Consider the following 19,879-nt stretch of genomic DNA (forward strand, 5'->3'; position numbering starts at 1 on the left):
CGGCATCCACTGTCACAACGACGCCGGCTGCGCGGTGGCGAACTCGATCGCCGCCGTCGAGGCCGGCGTCACGCACGTCCAGGGCACGATCAACGGGTACGGCGAGCGCACCGGCAACGCGGACCTGCTCGCGATCGTCGCCAACCTCGAGCTCAAGCGCGGGATGGAGCTGTTGCCCGCGGGCAACCTGGCCGAGTCGTTCCGGATCGCGCACGCGATCGCCGAGGTGACGAACGTGCCGCCGTCCAGCAGGGCGCCGTACGTCGGGCTCTCGGCGTTCGCGCACAAGGCCGGGCTGCACGCCAGTGCGATCAAGGTGGACCCGGATCTCTACCAGCACACGGATCCGGCGCGGGTCGGCAACGACATGCGGATGCTGGTGTCGGAGATGGCCGGCCGGGCGAGTGTCGAGCTGAAGGGCCGCGAGCTCGGGTTCGACCTGAGCAACGACCGCGAGCTGGTCAGCCGGGTCACCGAGCGGGTGAAGGAGCTCGAGGCCCGCGGGTACACGTTCGAGGCCGCCGACGCGTCGTTCTCACTGCTGCTCACCGAGGAGGTCGACGGCAAGCGGCCGAGCTACTTCGATGTCGAGTCGTGGCGGGTGATCACCGAGTCGCGCGCCGACGGCGAGGCTGTGTCGGAGTCCACGGTGAAGCTGGTCGCCGCGGGGGAGCGGGAGATCGTCACCGGTGAGGGCAACGGCCCGGTGAACGCGCTCGACCACGCGCTGCGGACCGCGATCGAGCGTGCGTACCCGGCGGTGAACAAGTTCGAGCTGGTCGACTACAAGGTCCGCATCCTCGACCAGGGCCACGGGACGGACGCGGTGATCAGAGTGCTGATCGAGACCGCGGACGGCGAAGGAGCCTGGGTGACGGTCGGGGTCGGGCACAACATCGTCGAGGCGTCGTGGGAGGCGCTGGTCGACGGGTTCACGTTCGGTCTGTTGCGCCACAAGGAGGTCGCGCGATGAGTCTGCTCGCGGTGGAGCGCACGCTGACGGTCTACACGGCGCGCGTGGTCGAGGTCGAGGGGCTGCTCGCGCGGGTCGCCGTGCTGCTCAATCCGTACGACGTCCGGGAGCTGACGCTGTCGCTGGACGCGGGCGAACTGCGGGTCGTCGTCGAGGGCAACGGCTTCGACGCCGACCGGGTCGCCGCGCGGCTGGACAAGGTGATCGGCGTCCTGGACGTGACCGTCAGCTCCAACTGATCAGTTCGAACTGGACAGTTTGAACTGTCTAATTTAGAGTTGCCGATGTGATCACTGCATCGGCGACCCAAGCGGCGAGCGAGGTGCGCGTCGTCTTCGGCCGGGTCAAGCGGCGGTTGAAGGAGCTCGCGGAGACCGACGACCTGACGCCGTCGCAGTCGTCCGTGCTGAGCCGGCTGGACAAGGACGGGCCGGCCACGGCGAGCCAGCTGGCCGCGGCCGAGCGGATCCGGCCGCAGTCGGTGGCGGCGATCCTCACCGCGCTGCGCGAGGCCAACCTGATCCAGCGGCACCCGGATCCGTCGGACGGCCGGCGGCAGGTCGTGTCGCTGACGAGCGCCGGCCGGCATCGGCTGCAGGGTGATCGCAAGGTCCGTCAGGAGTGGCTCGCGGAGACGCTGCAGGAGCACTGCACGGAGGCCGAGCGGCAGACCATCATCAAGGCGCTCGCGCTGCTCGACCACGCGATCGAGGCGGCGACGGACCGTTGACCCCCGACCGCTTCGACCGGCGACTGATCGCCCCGATGCTGGTCGGGTCGGTGCTGAACCCGATCAACTCGTCGATGCTCGCGGTCGCGCTGATCCCGATCGGCGCCGCGTTCGGCATACCGCCGTCGCAGACCGCCTGGCTGGTCACGGGGCTGTATCTGGCGACCGCCGTCGGCCAGCCCGTGATGGGACGGCTGGTCGACATCTTCGGCCCGCGCCCGCTGTACCTGATCGCCACCTCACTGGTCGGCGTTGCCGGCCTGCTCGGTGCGCTGGCCCCGAACCTCGGCGTACTGATCGCCTCCCGGGTGCTGCTCGGCTTCGGTACGTCGGCGGCGTACCCGGCGGCGATGTCGCTGATCCGGACCGAGGCGGACCGGACCGGGATGGAGACGCCCGCGGTCATCCTGAGCAGCCTGTCGATCGCGAACCAGGTGATCGCGGTGATCGGCCCGACGCTCGGCGGCCTGCTGATCGGGCTCGGCGGCTGGCACCTGATCTTCACGATCAACGTGCCACTGTCGCTGATCTGCGTGGTGCTTGGCACGGTCTGGCTGCCGCGCACCACCCGCTCGCGGACCGCCGGGGGACTCGACTACGTCGGCATCGTGCTGTTCGCGGCCACGCTGGTCTCGCTGATGCTGTTCCTGATGCACCCGGCGGTCTCCCGCTGGTACCTGCTGGTGCTGGCGCTCGCGCTGGGCGTCGCCTTCGTGATCGCGCAGTTGCGGGTGATGGCGCCGTTCATCGACCTTCGGGTGCTGGCCGGTAACCGTCCGCTGATCATGACGTACCTGCGCCAGGTGCTCGCGTTCGTCGGCGCGTACTCCTTCCTCTACGGCTTCACCCAGTGGCTCGAGGAGGCGCGTGGGCTGAACGCGTCGAAGGCCGGTCTGCTCCTGCTGCCGTTGTCGCTGGCCGCGGTACTGGTCACCGCGGCCACGGGGCGGCGGGCGGCGATCCGCGGCAAACTCGTTGCCGGTGGCGCCTTTCTGCTCGCGGCCGCGGCGGCACAGCTGTTCGTCGGCCCGAGTACGCCGATCTGGGTGCTTGCCGTGGTCGGCGTGATCGCCGGCGTACCGCAGGGGCTGAACAACCTGGCCAACCAGACCGCCCTGTACCAGCAGGCCGATCCGGCCCGGATCGGGTCGTCCGCGGGTCTGCTGCGGACCTGCGTGTACGTCGGCGCGCTGATCTCCGCGGCCGCCAACGCGCACTTCTTCCAGCACGGCGCGACCACGACCGGCCTGCACGAGATGGCGGTCTTCCTGCTCGTCGTCGCCGGCCTGCTCGCGCTCGTCACCCTCCTGCAACTCCCCGAATAGAGAGGTCCCGCTGTGCCTGTCACAACTCTTGACCCGAAGACGGCGCTGGTCGTCATCGATCTGCAGAACGGTGTCACCGCGCTCCCGGGCGAGCCGCACGCGACGCCGGACGTGATCGGGCGGACGGTCGAGCTCGCCGACGCGTTCCGCAAGCACAACCTGCTGGTGGTGCTGGTCCGGGTGAGCATCGCCGCCGACGGTGCCGACTGGGTCCCGGGCCGCACCGAGCAGGGGCCGCGGTCCGCCCGCCAGACGCCGCCGCCCGGTGCGGACCAGATCGTCGAGCAGCTGGCCGGTCACGCCGAGGACATCGTCGTCACCAAGCGGAACTGGGGCGCGTTCCACGGCACCGACCTGGATATCCACCTGCGCCGCCGCGGCATCACCCAGATCGTGCTGACCGGTATCGCCACCAGCATCGGCGTCGAGTCGACGGCCCGGGCCGCGTTCGAGCACGGGTACCACGTCACGCTCGCCACCGACGCGATGACCGACCTGTCCGCCGACGCCCATCACAACTCGCTGACCCGGATCTTCCCGCGGCTGGGCGAGACCGGTACCACCGCGGAGATCATCGCGCTGCTCGGATGATTTCCGTTAGGAAGGTTTACTGCAACCCCCACTCCTACTCACCCTCGTCCTGGCGCTGATCGGCACCTTGCTGGCCGCTCAGCCCACCACCGCGGCGCCGCCCGCGTTCAAGCACCCCGGCGTCCTCGTCGACCGGGCGCAGCTCGACTTCGCCCGGCAGCAGGTCCAGCAAGGCGCCCAGCCCCAGAAGGCGGCGTACGACGCGATGAAGGCCAGCGCGTACGCCGCCTTGTCGTACACGCCGAAGCCGCGCGCGATCGTCGAATGCGGTTCCAGCTCGAACCCGAACAACGGGTGCTCGGACGAGCGCAACGACGCGCTCGCGGCGTACACCCAGGCGCTGATGTGGTACTTCACCCGCGACGACCGGTACGCGAAGAAGTCGACCCAGATCATGGACGCGTGGTCCGCCGTACTGAAGGACCACACCAACACCAACGCGCCGCTGCAGACCGGGTGGTCCGGCGCCTCGTTCTCGCGGTCCGGTGAGCTGATCAAGTACACGTACGGCGGTCCGTGGGCGCAGCGCGGCCGGTTCGAGAGGATGCTCCGCGACGTGTACCTGCCCGAGGTACGAAACGGCGCCGGGTGCAAGAACGGCAACTGGGAACTGATCATGACCGACGCGGCCAAGGCACCGTCCACCTGCCCGAAGAGCACCCGCCAGGAGATCGTCGACTATTGGCAGGGCCAATCCACGTTCACCAACGGCCTGGCCCAGGAGACCTGCCGCGACTTCGGCCACACCGGCTGGGGCCTGACCGCGGCCACCCAGATCGCCGAGACCGCCTACCACCAAGGCGTCGACCTGTACGCCGAAGCGGGCCACCGCCTGACCGACGCCTACCACCTTCCACACCCGCCTGGAGAACGGCGCCGCCACCCCGTCGAACCTCTGCGGCGGCACCGTGAAGAAGGGGCCTCGGCCCGGTCACCGAGGTTGTCTACAACCACTACCACAACCGCCTCGGCCGACCGCTCCCCGCAGTCCTGCAGTACACCGAAACCGAACGCCCCGCCGGCGCGAACTACTTCTTCGCCTGGGAAACCCTCACCCACGCGAACAACCCACGCTGACGAGATGGGCCCGCGGAAGCTTCCGCGGGCCCATCTGCGTCACTTGGCCGGATGGGAGGTGACGGTCCAGTTGTCGAAGTCGTAGACGACGGTTTGGTTACCTACCTGGGCGGTGAATCTCGGGGCCAGCTGGTTCTGTTTGAGCCACGGGGTGTCGAACAGCTTGAACGAGTCGTAGTCGATCGGCTCGCCGTCCACCAGGTGGGTCGGGCCGGGGGCCTGGGTGGCGGCGTCGAACGTGATGTCGAGGTCGTGCCCGCGCAGGCTGTGGTAGATCAGCCGCGGGTTGGCGTCGTCGACGTGGCTCGTGTCCAGGCTGGTCTTCTTGGTCAGCGCGGCCGCGAACGCGTCCAGGGTCGGGTACGCCGAGGCGTCGGCGGTCTCCAGGACCCAGCCGTTGGTGTCGGCCTGGCTGCGCAGGATGTCGTAGCTGTAGGCCAGCGTCGCGGTCGGGTGGATCTGAGTTGTCGTCTTCACCTTGTTCGACGGGTCGTTCGGCGTCTGGTGGTACCAGGTCGCGGGCTTGGCCAGCTTGAAGGCGAAGTACGCCGATCCCGCGTCGACGACCGTCCAGCCGTCCACCTCCTTGCGCTGCCGGATCGAGCCGTTGTCGGGGAACATCGCGTTGAGGTAGTTGGACGTCGGGCCGCCGGCCGTCTTGTAGACCCCGAGCGCGGTCGGTCCGTCCTGCATCACCCGATGGTCGGCCGGCTGGTCGTACGAGCCGATCGGCGCGTTGCCCTGGTCGGTGGACAGCCGGAACAGCGGGTTCGGCGCGTCCGACTTCCAGCGCAGGATCATCGGCTGGTCCTCGATCCAGTTGTCGACCCGCCGGTACTGGACCTCGGTGGCCAGCCCGTACGTCGGCCGTACGTAGCTCGTGCGGTAGATGTCCATCGGGTGCCCGCTGGAGTTCTGCAGGTTCGTCTTGTGCGCGGTGTACGACTTGTCCGTCGTCTGCCCGATCTGGACGGCGAGCGCCGGCGGCTTGTACGTCATCCCCGGCCACGCGAGGAATCCGGCGTACTCGAGATCCGGCCGGTACGCCGACGGCGCCGGGTTGTCGGACTCGCCGACGGCCTGCTGCGCGCGGTGCGCCCCGAAGTACGTCCAGGCGACGGTCGCGTGGTCCGCGGGCCGCCAGCTCGGGTCGTTGACCGACGCCAGGTCGCCCTTGGCGCGGCTCTCCGACGAGATCAGGTAGCCGTCGTTCCAGTCGTTCGCCCACTCGAACCACATGACGTCCATCGCCATCTTCACCTGTTGGCGCAGCTCCTGGTCGTCCGCCCACTGGTAGATCGCGTTCAGGCAGACGTACGTCATGATCGTGTACTCAGGGCTCTCGTACTCGGCCCAGCCGCGCCGGACCGCCGCCTGGACCATCTCGAGGATGTTGGCCTTGTTGATCTCCATCAGCTTCGCGCCGGAGTTGCCGTTCAGGTCGACGACGTCCGGGAACGTCTGCCCGACCAGGTAGCCGGTGACGTAGTTGCTCATCCGCAGGTTCTCGGTCTGGTTGAGCTTCTGGTAGCCGTACTTCGCGAAGTACGCGCGCACGTCCTGGACCATCGCCGGGCTGAACTGGTCGCCGGCCATCAGGTACGCGTACAGCTTCGCCACGCTCTTGTACTGCTCGTAGTCGTAGCCCTGGAAGAGCTTGTCCAGCTTGGCGAGGTTCGCGTCCACGTTCTCGTGGTCGACGAGCTGCGCTGTGTACTCCGCGACGTTGATCGGGCCCTCTTCCTCCTTCATGGCCTTCGTCTTGTCCCACAGCCACTGCGTGCGGGACTGGATCGTGCCGGGGAAGGGCGCGGGCGCCGTCGGAACGCTCGCTGCGGTGGTGACGTGGACCGGGTCGCTCAGCGGGCTGACGTTGCCGAAGGCATCCTTCGCCCGGACGGTGAAGTCGTACCCGGTCGAGGGCATCAGCCCGCCGACGGCCGCCACCGTGGTCGATCCGCTGACCGACGCGACCTGATACCCGTCGCGGAACACGTCGTACCCGGTCACCCTGGTGTCGTCGGTGGACGGCTGCCATTGCAGGGCGACGCCGCTCGACGACGGCGTACCGGCGGTCAGGGCGGTCGGCGTGGTCGGCGGTGACGTGTCGTTGACGGCGCCCGCGTCGTACACCGCGAAGTTGTCGACGGTGATCGCCTCGTCGGTGCCGCCGGTGTCGACGCGGACCTGGAAACCGAGCTCGACCGTCGAGACCAGCCGCTTGCCGCCGTTCGGGACGATCGTGAAGCGGTACTCCGGGAGGTCCGCCTCGGTCACCGGTTGGAGGGTGCCGCTGGTGCTCTGGTACGCCGCGGTCGTGGTCAGGCTGACCGACGGGACCGGGAATCGGGGTACCGCGACGTCGTCCCAGTTGCCGAACGAGATCTGCGCATAGATGTCCTTGGCAACCGGTTTGGTACTGGCCGCAGTGCGCTTGAGATCGAACTGCAGGACGAACTGCTCCGCGGGACTGCCGACCGGCTGGCTGTAGACCGCGTTGATGCGGTCCTTGAGCGCCCCGGTGGAGAAGCGGTGGTAGAAGTAGCTGGCCAGGTTGGCGTTCTGGGAGGAGTCGCGCAGCTCGACGGCGTTGTCGATCACTTGCTGGCTGCCTCCGCTGGCGGTGCTGGACAACGTGAACGGACTGACACCGCTGTCGACGCCGGTGTCCATGTCCGCGGCGAGCAGGTTGACCGGCGGATCGGCTGTGGTGGCAGCTGTCGCGCCGGGGGACTGTGCCGCGAGCAGCAGCGTGACGGACAGCGCCACTGCCACTTTTGCGCCGTACAGGATTCTCATCGGGATCATCCCTTTCGTTCGGGCACTACTTGACGGCCCCCGTGACCAAACCCTTGCTCCAGAACGACTGCAGCGACACGAACATCGCGACCACCGGCACGACCGACAGCAGTGCGCCGGTGACGACGGTCGTGTAGCCGATCGGGTAGCCCTGCATCTCGCGCCAGCCGACCAGACCGACCGTGACGGGTTGCAGCGAACTGTTGGCGAGCATCAGCGAGGGAAGCAGGAAGTTCGTCCAGATCGCGACGAACTGGAACAGGAAGACGGTGACCAGCGCCGGCGCCATGATCCGCATCCCCATCACGAAGATGCGGTACTCCCGGGCGCCGTCGATCCGGCCGGCCTCGATCAGCGCGTCCGGCACCGACGAGGCGGCGTAGATCCGGCTGAGGTAGACACCGAACGGGCTGACGATGCTCGGGATGAACACCGACCAGAACGTGTTCACCACTCCGGTATGACTGAACAGCAGATACAGCGGTACGGCGAGCACCGGCGCGGGCAGCAGTACGGCGGCGAGCACCGTTCCGAAGACGGCCTCCCGCCCGGGGAACGGGAACTTCGCCAGGGCGTACCCGCACATCGCCGAGAGGAGCGTGGACACGACACCACCGCCGACGGCGTACAGCAGCGAGTTGAGCAGCCAGCGGGAGTAGATGCCGCCCTGGGCGCGGAACAGCGTCTGGACGTTGTCCCACAGGGCGAAGTGCTGCCCGAACCAGAAGCCGTTGCCGGAGAAGAGGTCCCCGCTGCCCTTGGTCGCGGACACGACCAGCCACCACACGGGCAGCAGGAAGTAGAGCGCGGCCAGGGTCATGACGGCCAGTACGAACAGCCGGGACGTAGGGCTCACTCGGTTCACGAATCGGTCCTCTTGGCGGACGCGCGGAAGACGAGGACGGACAGCACGCAGATCAGCGCGCCGAGTACCACCGACTGCGTGGCCGCGTAGTTGAAGTTGTTGGCCGACAGCGAACGCAGCGCGGCCATGATCGGGGTGTACGTCGACGACAGGTTCGGCGCGACGGACTTCATCGTCACCGGCTCGTTGTAGAGCTGGAACGTGCCGATGATCGAGAACACCAGCGCCATCAGCAGCGCCGGGCGGACCTGCGGCACCTTGATGAACAGCGCGGCCTTCCAGCCGGAGCACCCGTCCACCGCGGCGGCCTCCAGGGTCTCCTCCGGGATGGCCTGCAACGCGGCGTACACCAGGATCGTGTTGTAGCCGGTCCAGGCCCAGGTCAGGATGTTCGCGATCGAGAACGGCAGGACGCCGTCGCTGACGAAGCTGAGATGCTCGAACACGCGGGTGATCGGGCTCAGCGAGGGCGCGTACAGGAACGACCAGACGAGCCCCGCGATCACCCCCGGCAGCCCGTACGGGATGAAGTAGGCGACCCGGAAGAACCGGGCGCCCTTCGTCGTCCGGGCGTCGAGGAGCAGCGCGAGGACCAGTGCGATGACGAGCATGGCCGGTACCTGGATGATCCCGATGTACGCCACCCGCCCGAGCGCCGCGAGGAAGTCCTTGTCCTGGAACACCTGCGTGTAGTTGCCGAAACCGGTGAACACGGTCTCGGACCCGCCGAGGCCGAGACCGGATCGTTTGACCGCGAAGAAGCTCTGCTCCAGCGAGTACGCGGTCGGTACCAGGTAGACGAAGACGAACAGCAGGAGGAACGGCAGTACGAACGGCGCGGCTCTGCGGAGCTCCTTGGTCCTCACTGGCTTACCGAGAAGCCCTGGGACTTGAGGGCCGACACCGTGTCCTGCTGGGCCTTCGCGAGCGCGTCGCCGTACGTCCCCTTCTTCGTGCCGATCTTGCCCAGGCCGTCACCGAGCGACTTGGCAGACGTCGACATGATCGGTCCCCACACCCACCCGTCGTTCACCTTGCCGGCCTCGGTGCGGAACAGCTTGTAGATCGGCTGACCGCCGTAGTAGCTCTGCGGTGCGTCCAGTGCGGCGTTGGTGAGACCGGGCTTCGACGCGGGCAGGATCGCCGCGGACGCGATCAGGTTCGACACCGACGCGTTGTCGGTCGACATCCAGAGCGCGAACTCGGTCGCCTCCTTCGGATGCGCGCAGCCCTTCATCACGGCCGTCGCCGATCCGCCCGAGTTGCCGACGGCATCGCTGCCGCTCCAGCGCGGCATCGGCGCCACCGCCCACTTGCCGGCCGAGCCGGCGGCGTTGTCGCGGATCAGCGACGCCGACCAGACCGGTCCGACCTCGGCCCACACCTTGCCCTTGCTCCACGCGGAGTACAGGGTCGCGTCGAACGCCGGGTACGAGGTGACGAGGCCCTTGTCGAACAGGCCCTGCCAGTAGTCGCCGACCTTCTTGCCGGCGTCGGTGTCGAACGAGACCGACCAGGCGTCGCCCTTGGTCCCGAACCACGGCGCGTCCGCCTGCCAGGAGAACCCGGCGTACAGGTAGGGGTCGGTCGGCAGGTTCATGATCCGGGCGGTCGGGTCCGCGGCCTTCACCTTCGCGGCCGCGGCGGCGAACTCGTCCCACGTCGTCGGTACGGCGATACCGGCCTTCTTGAACAGGTCGGCGCGGTAGAAGGTCGCCATCGGCGCGGTGTCCACCGGTACGCCGTACGACTTGCCGTCGACGCCGACGTTGCCCCACACCCAGTCCGGGAACTGGCTCTTGTCCTTCGCGACCGCGTCGCTGACATCCTGGAGCGCGCCCGCGGCGAGGAAGCTCGCGAACGTCTCGTAGCCGATCTGGGCCAGGCACGGCGCGTTGCCGGCCTTCGCGGCGGTCAGCATCTTGTCGTACCCGCCGGCGCCGCCGTTGGTGATCGCCTCGTACTTCACGTGGATGTCCGGGTGCGTCTGGTTCCAGAGGTCGACGGACTTCTGGTACCCGGCCGCCCAGCCCCAGAAGGTGACCTCGGCCGGGCCGCTCTGACTGCCACCCTGACTGCCGCTGCCGCCGCCACATCCGGCCAGTACCAGTCCGGCCGCGGCGGTCGCCGCCGCGAGCATCGCCGTTCGCTTGATCATCACGTTCTCTCTGTCTGCTCTCTACAGCGCGGATCGTGTCGGGATACTTGCATACAAGTAACCCACATGCAACGATTCAGGGGTGACTCCACGACCTGCCACCGTCCGGGCGCCGGATCCGACCGGGGTCCTGTCGCCGATCAGCCGGAGCCGGGCCCGCACCCGGACCTCCGACCTGGTGTACGGCGAACTGGTCTCCGCGATCCGCGACCTCCGGCTCGCGCCCGGCGCCTCGCTGTCCGAGACCGAGATCGCCGAACGCCTCCAGGTCAGCCGCACCCCCGTGCGGGAGGCGATCGCGCGACTCGTCGACGCCGGGCTCGTGCACGTCGTACCGCAGGTCGGCACCCGGGTCGGGTTGATCCGGTTACGCGAGGTCGAGGAGGCACGGTTCGTCCGCGAGAGCCTGGAGACCTCGGCGTTCGAGGCGGCCTGCGGTACGGCGGTGGACGTCGCCGGACTGCGGGAGCTGCTCGCCGTACAGGAGCGGAGCTGCCGGGCCGAGGACTACGACGCGTTCTTCGAGGCCGACGAGGCCTTGCACAGCGAGATCTTCGCGTTGAGCGGGTACCCCGGCGCGTGGCAGGCGGTGCAGCGGATGAAGCTGCAGCTCGACCGGTTGCGGCGGCTCGCGCAGCCGGACGCCGCGAGCATCCGGGCGCTCATCGACGAGCACAAGCTGATCGTCGACGCGCTCGAGGCGCGCGACGTCGCCGGTGGCCGTGGACTCATCAGCCGCCATGCCAGGAGGGCGCACGATCTGGCGCCGGCCCTGCAGGCGCAGTACCCGGACTATTTCGTCGAATGACGATCCGGATCTCCCTCGGGCACATCGACACCTACGACGCGCGGGTCGCGACGTTCGCGCACCAGCTCGGGTTGCGTGGCGTCCAGCTGCACACGCCGGACGTCTTGCCGGGCGTGGACGGCTTCTGGAGCTTGCCGGAGCTGCGGGCGCTGCGGGAGCGCTGCGACGCGGACGGGCTCGCCATCGACGGCCTGGAGAACGTACCGCTCGCGCACTTCTGGAAGATCCAGCGCGGGCTGCCGGGGCGCGACGAGCAGATCGAGAACTACCAGAAGACGATCCGCAACCTCGCGGCCGTCGGGATCGACCTGCTCGGGTACAACTTCCTCGCGACTTATGTGTGGCGTACGTCGATGTCGGCGTCCGGGCGTGGTGGGGCCAAGGTCAGCGCGTTCGACCTCGCGGACGTGTCCCACGGCAACGCGCTCGCCGGGTACCGGCTGACGCCGGACGAACCGGTCGGGGAGCCGATCACGGCGGCGCAGATGTGGGCGAACCACCAGTACTTCCTCGACGCGGTGCTGCCGGTCGCGGAGGAGGCCGGCGTACGGCTCGCGCTGCACCCGGACGATCCGCCGGTCGACGTACCGCTCGGCGGGATCGCGCGGATCTTCACCTCGCCGGCCGCCATCGGGCAGGCCCGCGCGCAGGCGGACGGGAGTCCGGCGTGGGGGCTCAACCTCTGCCTGGGCACGGTGTCGGAGATGGCCGGCGAGGACAGTATCAACGAGGTCATCGACCTGCTCGGGCCCGCTATTTGGTACGTGCATTTCCGGGATGTCCGGGGGACCGTGCCGCGGTTCAGCGAGTGCTTCCTCGGCGAGGGGAACTTCGACCCGGCCCGGGTGATCCGCCGGCTCGCGGCGTCCGGGTTCGACGGGTTCCTGATCGACGACCACGTACCGGCGATGATCGGCGACCTCGACACCTGGGGCGACATCTCCTCCGAGGCCTACTGCAGCCGCGGCCGCGCCCACGCGATCGGCTACCTCCAAGGCGTCCTCAACGGAATCGGAGCGACTGATGGATGAGTTCGAGGGCAAGGTCGCGATCGTCACCGGCGGCCTGAGCGGCATCGGCCTCGCGGCGGCCGAACTCCTCTCCTCCCGCGGCGCAACCGTCATCCCGGCAGGCCTACCCGGCCCCGCGACCGCGCCGGGTGTTGTTGAGCTTGATGTGACCGACGCGGCGGCGTGCGCGCGGCTGGTCGACGAGGTCGTTCGTACGTACGGGAAACTGGACATCGTGATCGCCGCCGCCGGGATCCAGCGGTACGGCGACGTCGCCGAGACGTCCGCGGCCGAATGGAACCAGGTCCTGGACGTCAACGTGACCGGCGCCTTCAACATCATCAAACCCGCCCTCCCGCAGCTCCGCGCGCAGGGCTCGGGCGCGATCGTGCTCGTCTCCTCGGTCCAGGCCTTCGTGACCCAGGAATCGGTCGCCGCCTACACCACCAGCAAAGGCGCCCTCAACGCCCTGGCCCGCTCGATCGCCGTCGACGAAGCGCCCCACGGCATCCGCGCCAACACCGTCTGCCCCGGCTCCGTCGACACCCCGATGCTGCGCGCCTCCGCCCGCACCTTCAGCGACGGCACCCCGGCCGGCGAACAACACCTGATCGACACCTGGGGACGTATGCATCCCCTCGGCCGGGTCGCCCACCCCACCGAGGTAGCCGAAGCCATCGCCTTCCTCGCCGGCCCCCGCTCCTCCTTCATCACCGGCACCGCCCTCCCCGTCGACGGCGGCCTCCTCGCGAAAGCCGCCGTACTCCTCCCACACTGACCCCCCGGACGGCACCGCGCACCGCGCTCGCAGCCCCACGCCGGACACGTACGCCGGATCCAGTGCGTCGGCAACCAGTACAGGCGCTTCCACCCAGGTACGCCGGGCACGTATGCCGGGCACCCGCGCTGGGCACGTATGCCGGGCACGCGCGGGGCACACGCGCGCGGGGCACGTACGCCGGCAGAGACGCCGGGCAGGCGCGCCGCAGTACCCGCGAGATCCGCCGCGGCCGCCTCTCCCTCACTCGCCCAACGCTAGTGATTGACGGGGGCTCCCGCCGTGCCGATCGCGCGCACTGTGAACACTCAATCGGGACTGACGATAGGCAATACCTTGTTGCCAGTCCCCAACACGCGCGTCCACTCCACCGTCCGTACCCCGGCGCCCGTGGCGCGCTGCCCACACCCTCCCGCGGCACGTGCTCCCGCCTCCTCCGGTAGCACGCGCTGCCCGCGTTCTCCCGTCGTACGCGCTCTCCGCGTCCAAGCGTCGTACGCGCTGCCAGCGTTCTCCCGTCGTACTCACTGCCCGCGTTCTCCCGCGCTACCCCTGCTCTCCGCGTCCGCGCGCTACGACGGACGCACGGCTCGACCTGCACGAGGTGGTTGACGGGGAGCTTGAACAAGCCGGCGGGTCATACGGGCACATACGCGAGGCACGCGCGGGGCACGTACACGGGGCAGTACGCGGCGCACGCGCGGGGCACGTACGCCGGACAGGTACGCCGGACAGGTACGCCGGACGCGTATGCCGGACGCGTATGCCGGGTAGGTACGCCGGGCACCTACACCTGGCATGAGCGCCGGGCACGTACGCGGAGCACGCGCGCCGGACACCCGCGCCGGGACACGTCCGCCGGGCACGCGCGCAGGGCATGTACGCCGGGCAACCCGCGCCGGGGCACGCGCGCGGGGCACATATGCGGAGCACGCGCGCCGGGCACCACGCCGTACACCACTCTGACGGACGCAGCTACGCGCCGCCGGGCACGTACGCGGGGACACGTACGCCGGGCACCTGCGCCGGATACGTTCGCGGGGCACTCGCGCGGGGCACCCGTGCCGGGCACGCACGCCGGGCACGCGCGCGCCGGGAACGTACGCCGTGGACCAGAGCCGGTGGGCTGGAGGCGGTGGGGTTGGTGGTGGGGGGAAGGCCCGCGGGGCGGCGAGTTGCGCCGCGGGCCTTCCGGTCTTGGGGTCAGTCCCAGCTGAGGCCGCTGGAGGACTGGTACTCGATCACGCGGGTTTCGAAGAAGTTCTTCTCCTTCTTCAGGTCCATCACCTCTGACATCCATCCGAAGGGGTTCCGCGTTTCACCGAAGATCGGTTTCAGGCCGATTTGTTCGGCTCGGCGGTCGGTGACGAAGTGCATGTACTGCTCGCAGAGGTCCGCGGTCAGGCCGAGCATCCCGTTCGGCATCGTGGCGCGGCCGTAGGCGACCTCGAGCTCGCAGGCCTCGGTCAGCATCTGCCGGACCTCGGCCTGGAACCCGGCCGTCCACAGGTGCGGGTTCTCCTGCTTGATCTGGTTGATGCAGTCGATGCCGAAGTTCAGGTGGATCGACTCGTCGCGCAGGATGTACTGGTACTGCTCGGCGATCCCGACCATCTTGTTCCGCCGGCCGAGCGACAGGATCTGCGCGAACCCGGTGTAGAACCACATCCCCTCGAACACCACGTAGAACGCGATCAGGTCGCGCAGGAACGCGGTGTCGGCCTCCGGCGTACCGGTCCGGAAGTCGGGGTCCTCGAGATGCTGGGTGTACTTCAGCGCCCACGCGTCCTTGTCCGAGATCGACGGGACCTCGCGGTACATGTTGAACAGCTCGCCCTCGTCCAGACCCAGCGAGGTGCAGATGTACTGGAACGTGTGCGTGTGCACCGCCTCCTCGAACGCCTGGCGGAGCAGGTACTGCCGGCACTCGGGGTTGCTCAGCTGGCGGTAGACCGCGAGGACGATGTTGTTCGCGACCAGGGACTCCGCGGTGGCGAAGAACCCGAGGTTGCGCTTCAGCATCAGCCGCTCGTCCTCGGTCAGGCCGTCTCTCGACTTCCACAGTGAGATGTCAGCCTGCATCGACACCTCCGTAGGCATCCAGTGGTTGTTGCAGGCGTTCAGGTACTTCTCCCAGGCCCACGTGTACTTCAGCGGCAACAGTTGGTTGACGTCCGCGCGCGAGTTGATCATGGACTTCTCGGTGACCTCGACACGCGCGGCGCCGATCGAAATGGTGCTCACTGGCAGGCCTCGCAATCGGGATCGTCGATCGCGCAGACCGCTCCAGTGGGTTCGGGAAGGGCCACCGGTACGGCGTTCAGCCGGCCGTCGGTCCCCTTCAGCGTGGACTTCTCCACGTGGGTAGCCGACTGGGAACGCAGGTAATAAGTCGTCTTGAGCCCGTACCGCCACGCCGACCGGTACAGCTCGTCAAGGTCGCGCCCGGACGGCTTGGCCATGTAGAGGTTCAGCGACTGCGCCTGGTCGATCCATTTCTGCCGCCGCGACGCCGCCTTGACCAGCCACAGCGGGTCGATCTCGAACGCGGTCGCGTACAGCGCGCGCAGGTCCGCGGGGATCCGCTCGATCCCGGCCAGCACGCCGTCGTGGTACTTCAGGTCGGACACCATCACCTGGTCCCACAGCCCGCGGGCCTTGAGGTCCGCGACCAGGTACGGGTTCGCGACGGTGAACTCGCCGGACATGTTCGACTTCACGAACAGGTTGCTGTACGTCGGCTCGATCGACTGGCTCACGCCACAGATGTTGGAGATCGTCGCGGTCGGGGCGATCGCCATCACGTTCGAGTTCCGCATGCCGTCGCGGAGGACCTTCGCCCGCAGCGCCTCCCAGTCCAGCTGGGTGCTCCGGTCGATGATCACGTCCCCGCCGCGCGCCGTGTGCAGCAGGTCGAGCGAGTCGATCGGCAGGATCCCCAGGCTCCACAGCGATCCGTCGTACGACGAGTACCGGCCGCGCTCGGCGGCGAGGTCGCTGGACGCCTCGATCGCGTGGTAGCTGATCTGCTCCGTCGAGCTGTCCGCGAACTCGACCGCGGCGTCGGAGGAGTACGGGATGCGGAGCCTGAACAGCGCGTCCGCGAAGCCCATCAGGCCGAGGCCGACCGGGCGGTGCCGCTGGTTCGCGCGCTCGGACTCCGGGGTGGTGTAGAAGTTCACGTCGATGACGTTGTCGAGCATCCGGACCGCGGTCTTCACGGTGTCCCGCAGCAGCTCGGCGTCGAGACCGTCGGCGGTCAGGTGCGCGACCAGGTTGACCGAGCCCAGGTTGCAGACCGCGGTCTCGTCGACGGTGGTGTTCAGCGTGATCTCGGTGCACAGGTTCGACGAGTGGACGACGCCGTCGTGCTGCTGCGGCGACCTCAGGTTGCAGGCGTCCTTGAAAGTGATCCACGGATGCCCGGTCTCGAACAGCACGGTGAGCATCCGCCGCCACAGGTCCACCGCCTTGACCCGCTTGAACACCCGGACCTCACCACGGTCCGCCGCCGCTTCGTAACCACGGTAGGCCTCAGCGAACTCGGCGCCGTACAGATCGTGCAGGTCCGGAACCTCGTCCGGTGAGAACAACGTCCAGTCCCCGCCGGCCTCGACCCGCTGCAGGAACAGGTCCGGCACCCAGTTCGCGGTGTTCATGTCGTGGGTCCGCCGCCGCTCGTCCCCGGTGTTCTTCCGCAGCTCGAGAAACTCCTCGACGTCGATGTGCCACGTCTCCAGATACGCACACACCGCGCCCTTCCGCCGCCCACCTTGATTGACGGCTACGGCGGTGTCGTTGGCAACCTTGAGGAAGGGGATGATGCCCTGGGAGTCGCCGTTCGTTCCTCGGATGTGGGCGCCGATGCCGCGGACCGGGGTCCAGTCGTTGCCGAGGCCGCCGGAGTACTTGGCGAGCAGGGCGTTGTTGCGGATGCCGGTGAAGATGCCGGACAGGTCGTCCTCGACCGTGGTGAGGAAGCAGGACGACAGCTGGGGGCGGGTGGTGCCGGAGTTGAACAGGGTCGGGGTCGAGGACATGAAGCGGAACGAGCTGAGCAGCTGGTAGAACTCGATCGCCCGGGCCTCGCGGTCGTCCTCGCGGAGGGCCATGCCCATCGCGACCCGGAGGAAGAACGCCTGCGGCAGCTCGTAGCGCACCTTGTCGACGTGCAGCAGATAGCGGTCGTACAGGGTCTGCAGGGCGAGGAACGTGAAGGTCAGGTCCGCGTCGGGGTTGATCGCCGCGGCCAGCCGGTCGAGGTCGAAAGTGGCCAGCTCGGGGTCGAGTTGCCCGGCCTCGACACCGACCTGGATGTAGCGGGTGAAGTAGCTCCGGTAGGCCTCGGCCATGTCGGCCTGGCTCGCCTGCCGGGGCTCGCCATGCACGCGGCCGAGCGCCTCGCGGCGGATCCGGTCCAGTAGCAACCGGGACGCCGCGAAGCTGTACTGCGGCTCGGTCTCGACGTACGAGCGGGCGGCCATCACCAGCGCGAGCTCGACCTCGTGCTGTGCGATGCCGTCGTAGCAGGCGCCGAGGGTCTCGTTCAGGATCAGCTCGGGGTCGACGGCGTCCAGGCCGGCGGCGGCTTCGGCGACCACCACCCGGAGCCGGTCGATGTCCAGCGGGGACCGGCTGCCGTCGGCTGCGCGGACGGTCAGCGCCGGCCGCTCCGTGACGCCGGACGGGTCGGCGGGGGTGCGGGCCTTGGTCCGCTCCTCGCGGTACAGCACGTAGGCGCGGGCGACCTGGTGCTCGCCGGCGCGCATCAGCGCCAGCTCGACCTGGTCCTGGATGTCCTCGACCTGCACGCTGCGGCGGGCAGCGGACTGAGCCGATCCGCGGCTGGTGAGGGTACTGACGACCCGGCCGGTCAGGTCGGTCACCAGGTCGCGGACGCGGTGGGTGGTGCCGGCGTCGGCGCCCTCGACGGCGAGGAACGCCTTCGACATCGCGACGGAGATCTTGGTGGCGTCGAACGGAGTACTGCTGCCGTCCCGGCGGATGACGGTCAGCCGGGCAGCTGCGTCCGTCTCCGCGGGTGAGGAAGAAGCAATGGTCACTGGTGTGCGCTCCAGGAGAGTTCGGAGACCCGGGACCCCGCGGGCGGGCGCACGACGGGACCGGCAGCTCCGGCCGGGAACGCTGCCGTCACGCCCTCGAACCCACCCACGAGGTCTCGGACCGCGTGCACCGGCGGTACACGCACCGGTGACAGGCATCCGAACCCACATCTTGTGGTGCGGACAACGCTGAACCACCAGTGGTAGTGATGCTAGGCGGAGAGATCTAGATCTTGTGGTAGCGCCACGCCGCATGTCGCACATCTTGTGTCCTCACGCCGCGACCGCGTACAGATCCTGGAGCGTCATGATCTCCGAGCCGTGGTGGATCAGCTCCCGGTTGAGGCGCAGCACGACGTGGCCGAACGGCTCGGTGGCGTCCAGCTCGTTCGCCTGGCTGAGGCCGACGGTCATCGCCTCGCTCTCGTCGAGGTCCGCGATCGCCTCCTGCCAGGCCTCGACCCAGTAGGTCAGCCAGGCGACCGCGTCCTGCGCGTTGCCGTGCAGCGTGATGTCCGCGCGGCCCTGCCGGCTCGCCCCGAACGTCCACTCCCAGCGCTCGAAGAACGTCTCGGTCAGATGCGCGATCAGCCAGGCGATCGTCCGCGGACCGCGATGGTCGGGCTCGTCCGGCCACTGCGCGACCCACTCGCCGGACCCGAGCGGCCGGTATCTCCCGGAGTAGTGCCGCCGGACGACGGTGAGCGCCTCACTGCTGGGTCGCCAGAAGTACTGCTCGTCGGTGAGCTGTCCGAGGCGTCCGGACAGCACCATCCAGCTGAAGCCCAGCTGGCCGCGGACCATCGCCATCGCCGAAGGCCGGTGCAGGATGTCCCAGTCGAACGCCGCCATCTCAACTCTCCCCGGTATGATCGAACATGTGTTCGAATTCTTGCTCGACCCTGGGAGGAAGTCAAACCGCCTAGTGTGTCGGTCCTGGCCTCGGTGGGACCGGTCTGCTAGGTCGCTCGACCCGGGTGTCCGCGGCCGGGCTGGCGAACCGGCGTTCCAGCAGCGTGAAGGCGTCGATCAGCTCCGGCGCCTCGTACACCCGGTTCCGCCGTCCGTCGGTGAGTTCCCGCAGTACGCCGGCCTCGACCAGGCGGGTGAGGCCCTGGTTCGCGGCCTGCTGGGAGCGGTCGATCAGCTGGGCGGCGGCCGCGAGGGTCAGCACCGGCGCGGCCGGCAGCGCCTCGATCAGGAGCTCGGCCGCGGATCCGGCGCGTACCGGCGCGGCACGTTCGCGCCATTCGGCCTTGAGGTCGGACGCGGTCTGCTCGAACCGGGCCGCCTCCGCGGTCGCATGCGTGCAGGCCCGCGCGAACATTCGCAGCCACGGGTTCGCGGCGGCGCGGGCCTTGACGGTGGTCGCGCGTCCGACGTACCTGAAGGCGGTGAGCGCTTCGACGTACTCCGACGCGTGCGTGGCGAGGGAGAGCGAGACCGGCGGCACGGTGCGGGTGACGAGGCCGTCGGCGCGCAGGATCAGGTGGATCAGCGCGCGCCCCGTCCGGCCGTTGCCGTCGGCGAACGGGTGGATCGTCTCGAACTGCGCGTGCGCGATCGCGGCCTTCGCCAGCACCGGCAGCCGCGACTCGCGGACGAACGTCATCAGGTCCGCGAGCAGTTCCGGGATCAGCTGCGCCGGCGGCGGCACGTAGTACGCCTCGGCGGGGGAGCGGCCGCCGATCCAGTTCTGCAG

General features: G+C 68.8%; 17 protein-coding genes. 9 read left to right on the forward strand and 8 right to left on the reverse strand.

Features of this window, described 5'->3' with window-relative positions; all coding sequences use genetic code 11:
- The 6 genes from VFF46_RS34760 to VFF46_RS34785 all read left to right on the forward strand — a co-directional run.
- Positions 1 to 973: alpha-isopropylmalate synthase regulatory domain-containing protein (locus tag VFF46_RS34760; protein WP_325041494.1), on the forward strand; the 973-nt coding region annotated here is incomplete at its 5' end.
- The gene (locus VFF46_RS34765) at positions 970 to 1,212 is read left to right on the forward strand and encodes a hypothetical protein (RefSeq protein WP_325041495.1); all 243 of its coding nucleotides are present in this window, start codon (positions 970 to 972) and stop codon (positions 1,210 to 1,212) included. The genes VFF46_RS34760 and VFF46_RS34765, both read left to right, overlap by 4 nt.
- Positions 1,213 to 1,259: 47 nt before the next feature.
- A complete protein-coding gene (locus tag VFF46_RS34770; protein ID WP_325041496.1) occupies positions 1,260 to 1,703 on the forward strand; it encodes a MarR family winged helix-turn-helix transcriptional regulator in 444 nt (147 codons plus the stop codon).
- A complete protein-coding gene (locus tag VFF46_RS34775; RefSeq protein ID WP_325041497.1) occupies positions 1,700 to 3,028 on the forward strand; it encodes an MFS transporter in 1,329 nt (442 codons plus the stop codon). The genes VFF46_RS34770 and VFF46_RS34775 overlap by 4 nt, the downstream gene beginning before the upstream one ends.
- A gap of 12 nt (positions 3,029 to 3,040) precedes the next feature.
- On the forward strand, positions 3,041 to 3,619 hold the full coding sequence (locus VFF46_RS34780) for an isochorismatase family protein (protein ID WP_325041498.1): 579 nt from the start codon (positions 3,041 to 3,043) through the stop codon (positions 3,617 to 3,619).
- 67 nt (positions 3,620 to 3,686) lie between these two features.
- Positions 3,687 to 4,781 (forward strand): alginate lyase family protein, encoded by a 1,095-nt coding sequence (locus tag VFF46_RS34785; RefSeq protein WP_325041499.1) that lies wholly within the window; start codon positions 3,687 to 3,689, stop codon positions 4,779 to 4,781.
- On the opposite strand, the gene VFF46_RS34790 is transcribed toward VFF46_RS34785, so the two are convergent.
- The 4 genes from VFF46_RS34790 to VFF46_RS34805 are packed head-to-tail and all read right to left on the reverse strand — an operon-like array spanning position 4,736 to position 10,518.
- Positions 4,736 to 7,495 carry a fibronectin type III domain-containing protein gene (locus tag VFF46_RS34790; RefSeq protein WP_325041500.1) on the reverse strand — a complete coding sequence of 920 codons (2,760 nt, stop codon included), beginning with the start codon at positions 7,493 to 7,495 and terminating at the stop codon, positions 4,736 to 4,738. The genes VFF46_RS34785 and VFF46_RS34790 overlap by 46 nt on opposite strands.
- Positions 7,496 to 7,520: 25 nt before the next feature.
- A complete protein-coding gene (locus VFF46_RS34795; RefSeq protein WP_325041501.1) occupies positions 7,521 to 8,360 on the reverse strand; it encodes a carbohydrate ABC transporter permease in 840 nt (279 codons plus the stop codon).
- Entirely contained in the window at positions 8,357 to 9,226 is an 870-nt protein-coding gene (locus VFF46_RS34800) for a sugar ABC transporter permease (protein WP_325041502.1), read from the reverse strand. The genes VFF46_RS34795 and VFF46_RS34800 overlap by 4 nt, the downstream gene beginning before the upstream one ends.
- Positions 9,223 to 10,518, reverse strand: a complete 1,296-nt coding sequence (locus VFF46_RS34805; protein WP_325041503.1) for an extracellular solute-binding protein — start codon at positions 10,516 to 10,518, stop codon at positions 9,223 to 9,225. Before VFF46_RS34805 ends, VFF46_RS34800 begins: the two co-directional genes overlap by 4 nt.
- 82 nt (positions 10,519 to 10,600) lie before the next feature.
- On the opposite strand from VFF46_RS34805, the gene VFF46_RS34810 reads away from it, so the two are divergent.
- The 3 genes from VFF46_RS34810 to VFF46_RS34820 are packed head-to-tail and all read left to right on the forward strand — an operon-like array spanning position 10,601 to position 13,114.
- Entirely contained in the window at positions 10,601 to 11,326 is a 726-nt protein-coding gene (locus tag VFF46_RS34810; protein ID WP_325041504.1) for a GntR family transcriptional regulator, read from the forward strand.
- Positions 11,323 to 12,357 carry a mannonate dehydratase gene (locus VFF46_RS34815; RefSeq protein ID WP_325041505.1) on the forward strand — a complete coding sequence of 345 codons (1,035 nt, stop codon included), beginning with the start codon at positions 11,323 to 11,325 and terminating at the stop codon, positions 12,355 to 12,357. The genes VFF46_RS34810 and VFF46_RS34815 overlap by 4 nt, the downstream gene beginning before the upstream one ends.
- Positions 12,350 to 13,114 carry an SDR family NAD(P)-dependent oxidoreductase gene (locus VFF46_RS34820; protein WP_325041506.1) on the forward strand — a complete coding sequence of 255 codons (765 nt, stop codon included), beginning with the start codon at positions 12,350 to 12,352 and terminating at the stop codon, positions 13,112 to 13,114. Before VFF46_RS34815 ends, VFF46_RS34820 begins: the two co-directional genes overlap by 8 nt.
- A gap of 1,203 nt (positions 13,115 to 14,317) precedes the next feature.
- On the opposite strand, the gene VFF46_RS34825 is transcribed toward VFF46_RS34820, so the two are convergent.
- The 4 genes from VFF46_RS34825 to VFF46_RS34840 form a co-directional block, all read right to left on the reverse strand.
- Positions 14,318 to 15,358, reverse strand: a complete 1,041-nt coding sequence (locus tag VFF46_RS34825) for a ribonucleotide-diphosphate reductase subunit beta (RefSeq protein WP_331683516.1) — start codon at positions 15,356 to 15,358, stop codon at positions 14,318 to 14,320.
- Positions 15,355 to 18,177: a ribonucleoside-diphosphate reductase subunit alpha gene (locus VFF46_RS34830; protein ID WP_325041507.1), complete on the reverse strand. Its 2,823-nt coding sequence runs from the start codon at positions 18,175 to 18,177 to the stop codon at positions 15,355 to 15,357. The genes VFF46_RS34825 and VFF46_RS34830 overlap by 4 nt, the downstream gene beginning before the upstream one ends.
- Before the next feature lie 273 nt (positions 18,178 to 18,450).
- Entirely contained in the window at positions 18,451 to 19,029 is a 579-nt protein-coding gene (locus VFF46_RS34835) for a DinB family protein (protein WP_325041508.1), read from the reverse strand.
- 70 nt (positions 19,030 to 19,099) lie between these two features.
- The coding region (locus VFF46_RS34840) for a Fic family protein (protein ID WP_325041509.1) at positions 19,100 to 19,879 on the reverse strand (780 nt) is incomplete at its 5' end.

This window comes from Kribbella sp. (assembly GCF_035655035.1).
Lineage (GTDB): Bacteria > Actinomycetota > Actinomycetes > Propionibacteriales > Kribbellaceae > Kribbella.

Excerpts from the sequence above, each read along its gene's own strand:
- VFF46_RS34835 (WP_325041508.1), bottom strand. The coding sequence starts at position 19,029 with ATGGCGGCGTTCGACTGGGACATCCTGCACCGGCCTTCGGCGATGGCG.
- VFF46_RS34820 (WP_325041506.1), top strand. The coding sequence starts at position 12,350 with ATGGATGAGTTCGAGGGCAAGGTCGCGATCGTCACCGGCGGCCTGAGC.
- VFF46_RS34765 (WP_325041495.1), top strand. The coding sequence starts at position 970 with ATGAGTCTGCTCGCGGTGGAGCGCACGCTGACGGTCTACACGGCGCGC.
- VFF46_RS34805 (WP_325041503.1), bottom strand. The coding sequence starts at position 10,518 with ATGATCAAGCGAACGGCGATGCTCGCGGCGGCGACCGCCGCGGCCGGA.
- VFF46_RS34790 (WP_325041500.1), bottom strand. The coding sequence starts at position 7,495 with ATGAGAATCCTGTACGGCGCAAAAGTGGCAGTGGCGCTGTCCGTCACG.
- VFF46_RS34815 (WP_325041505.1), top strand. The coding sequence starts at position 11,323 with ATGACGATCCGGATCTCCCTCGGGCACATCGACACCTACGACGCGCGG.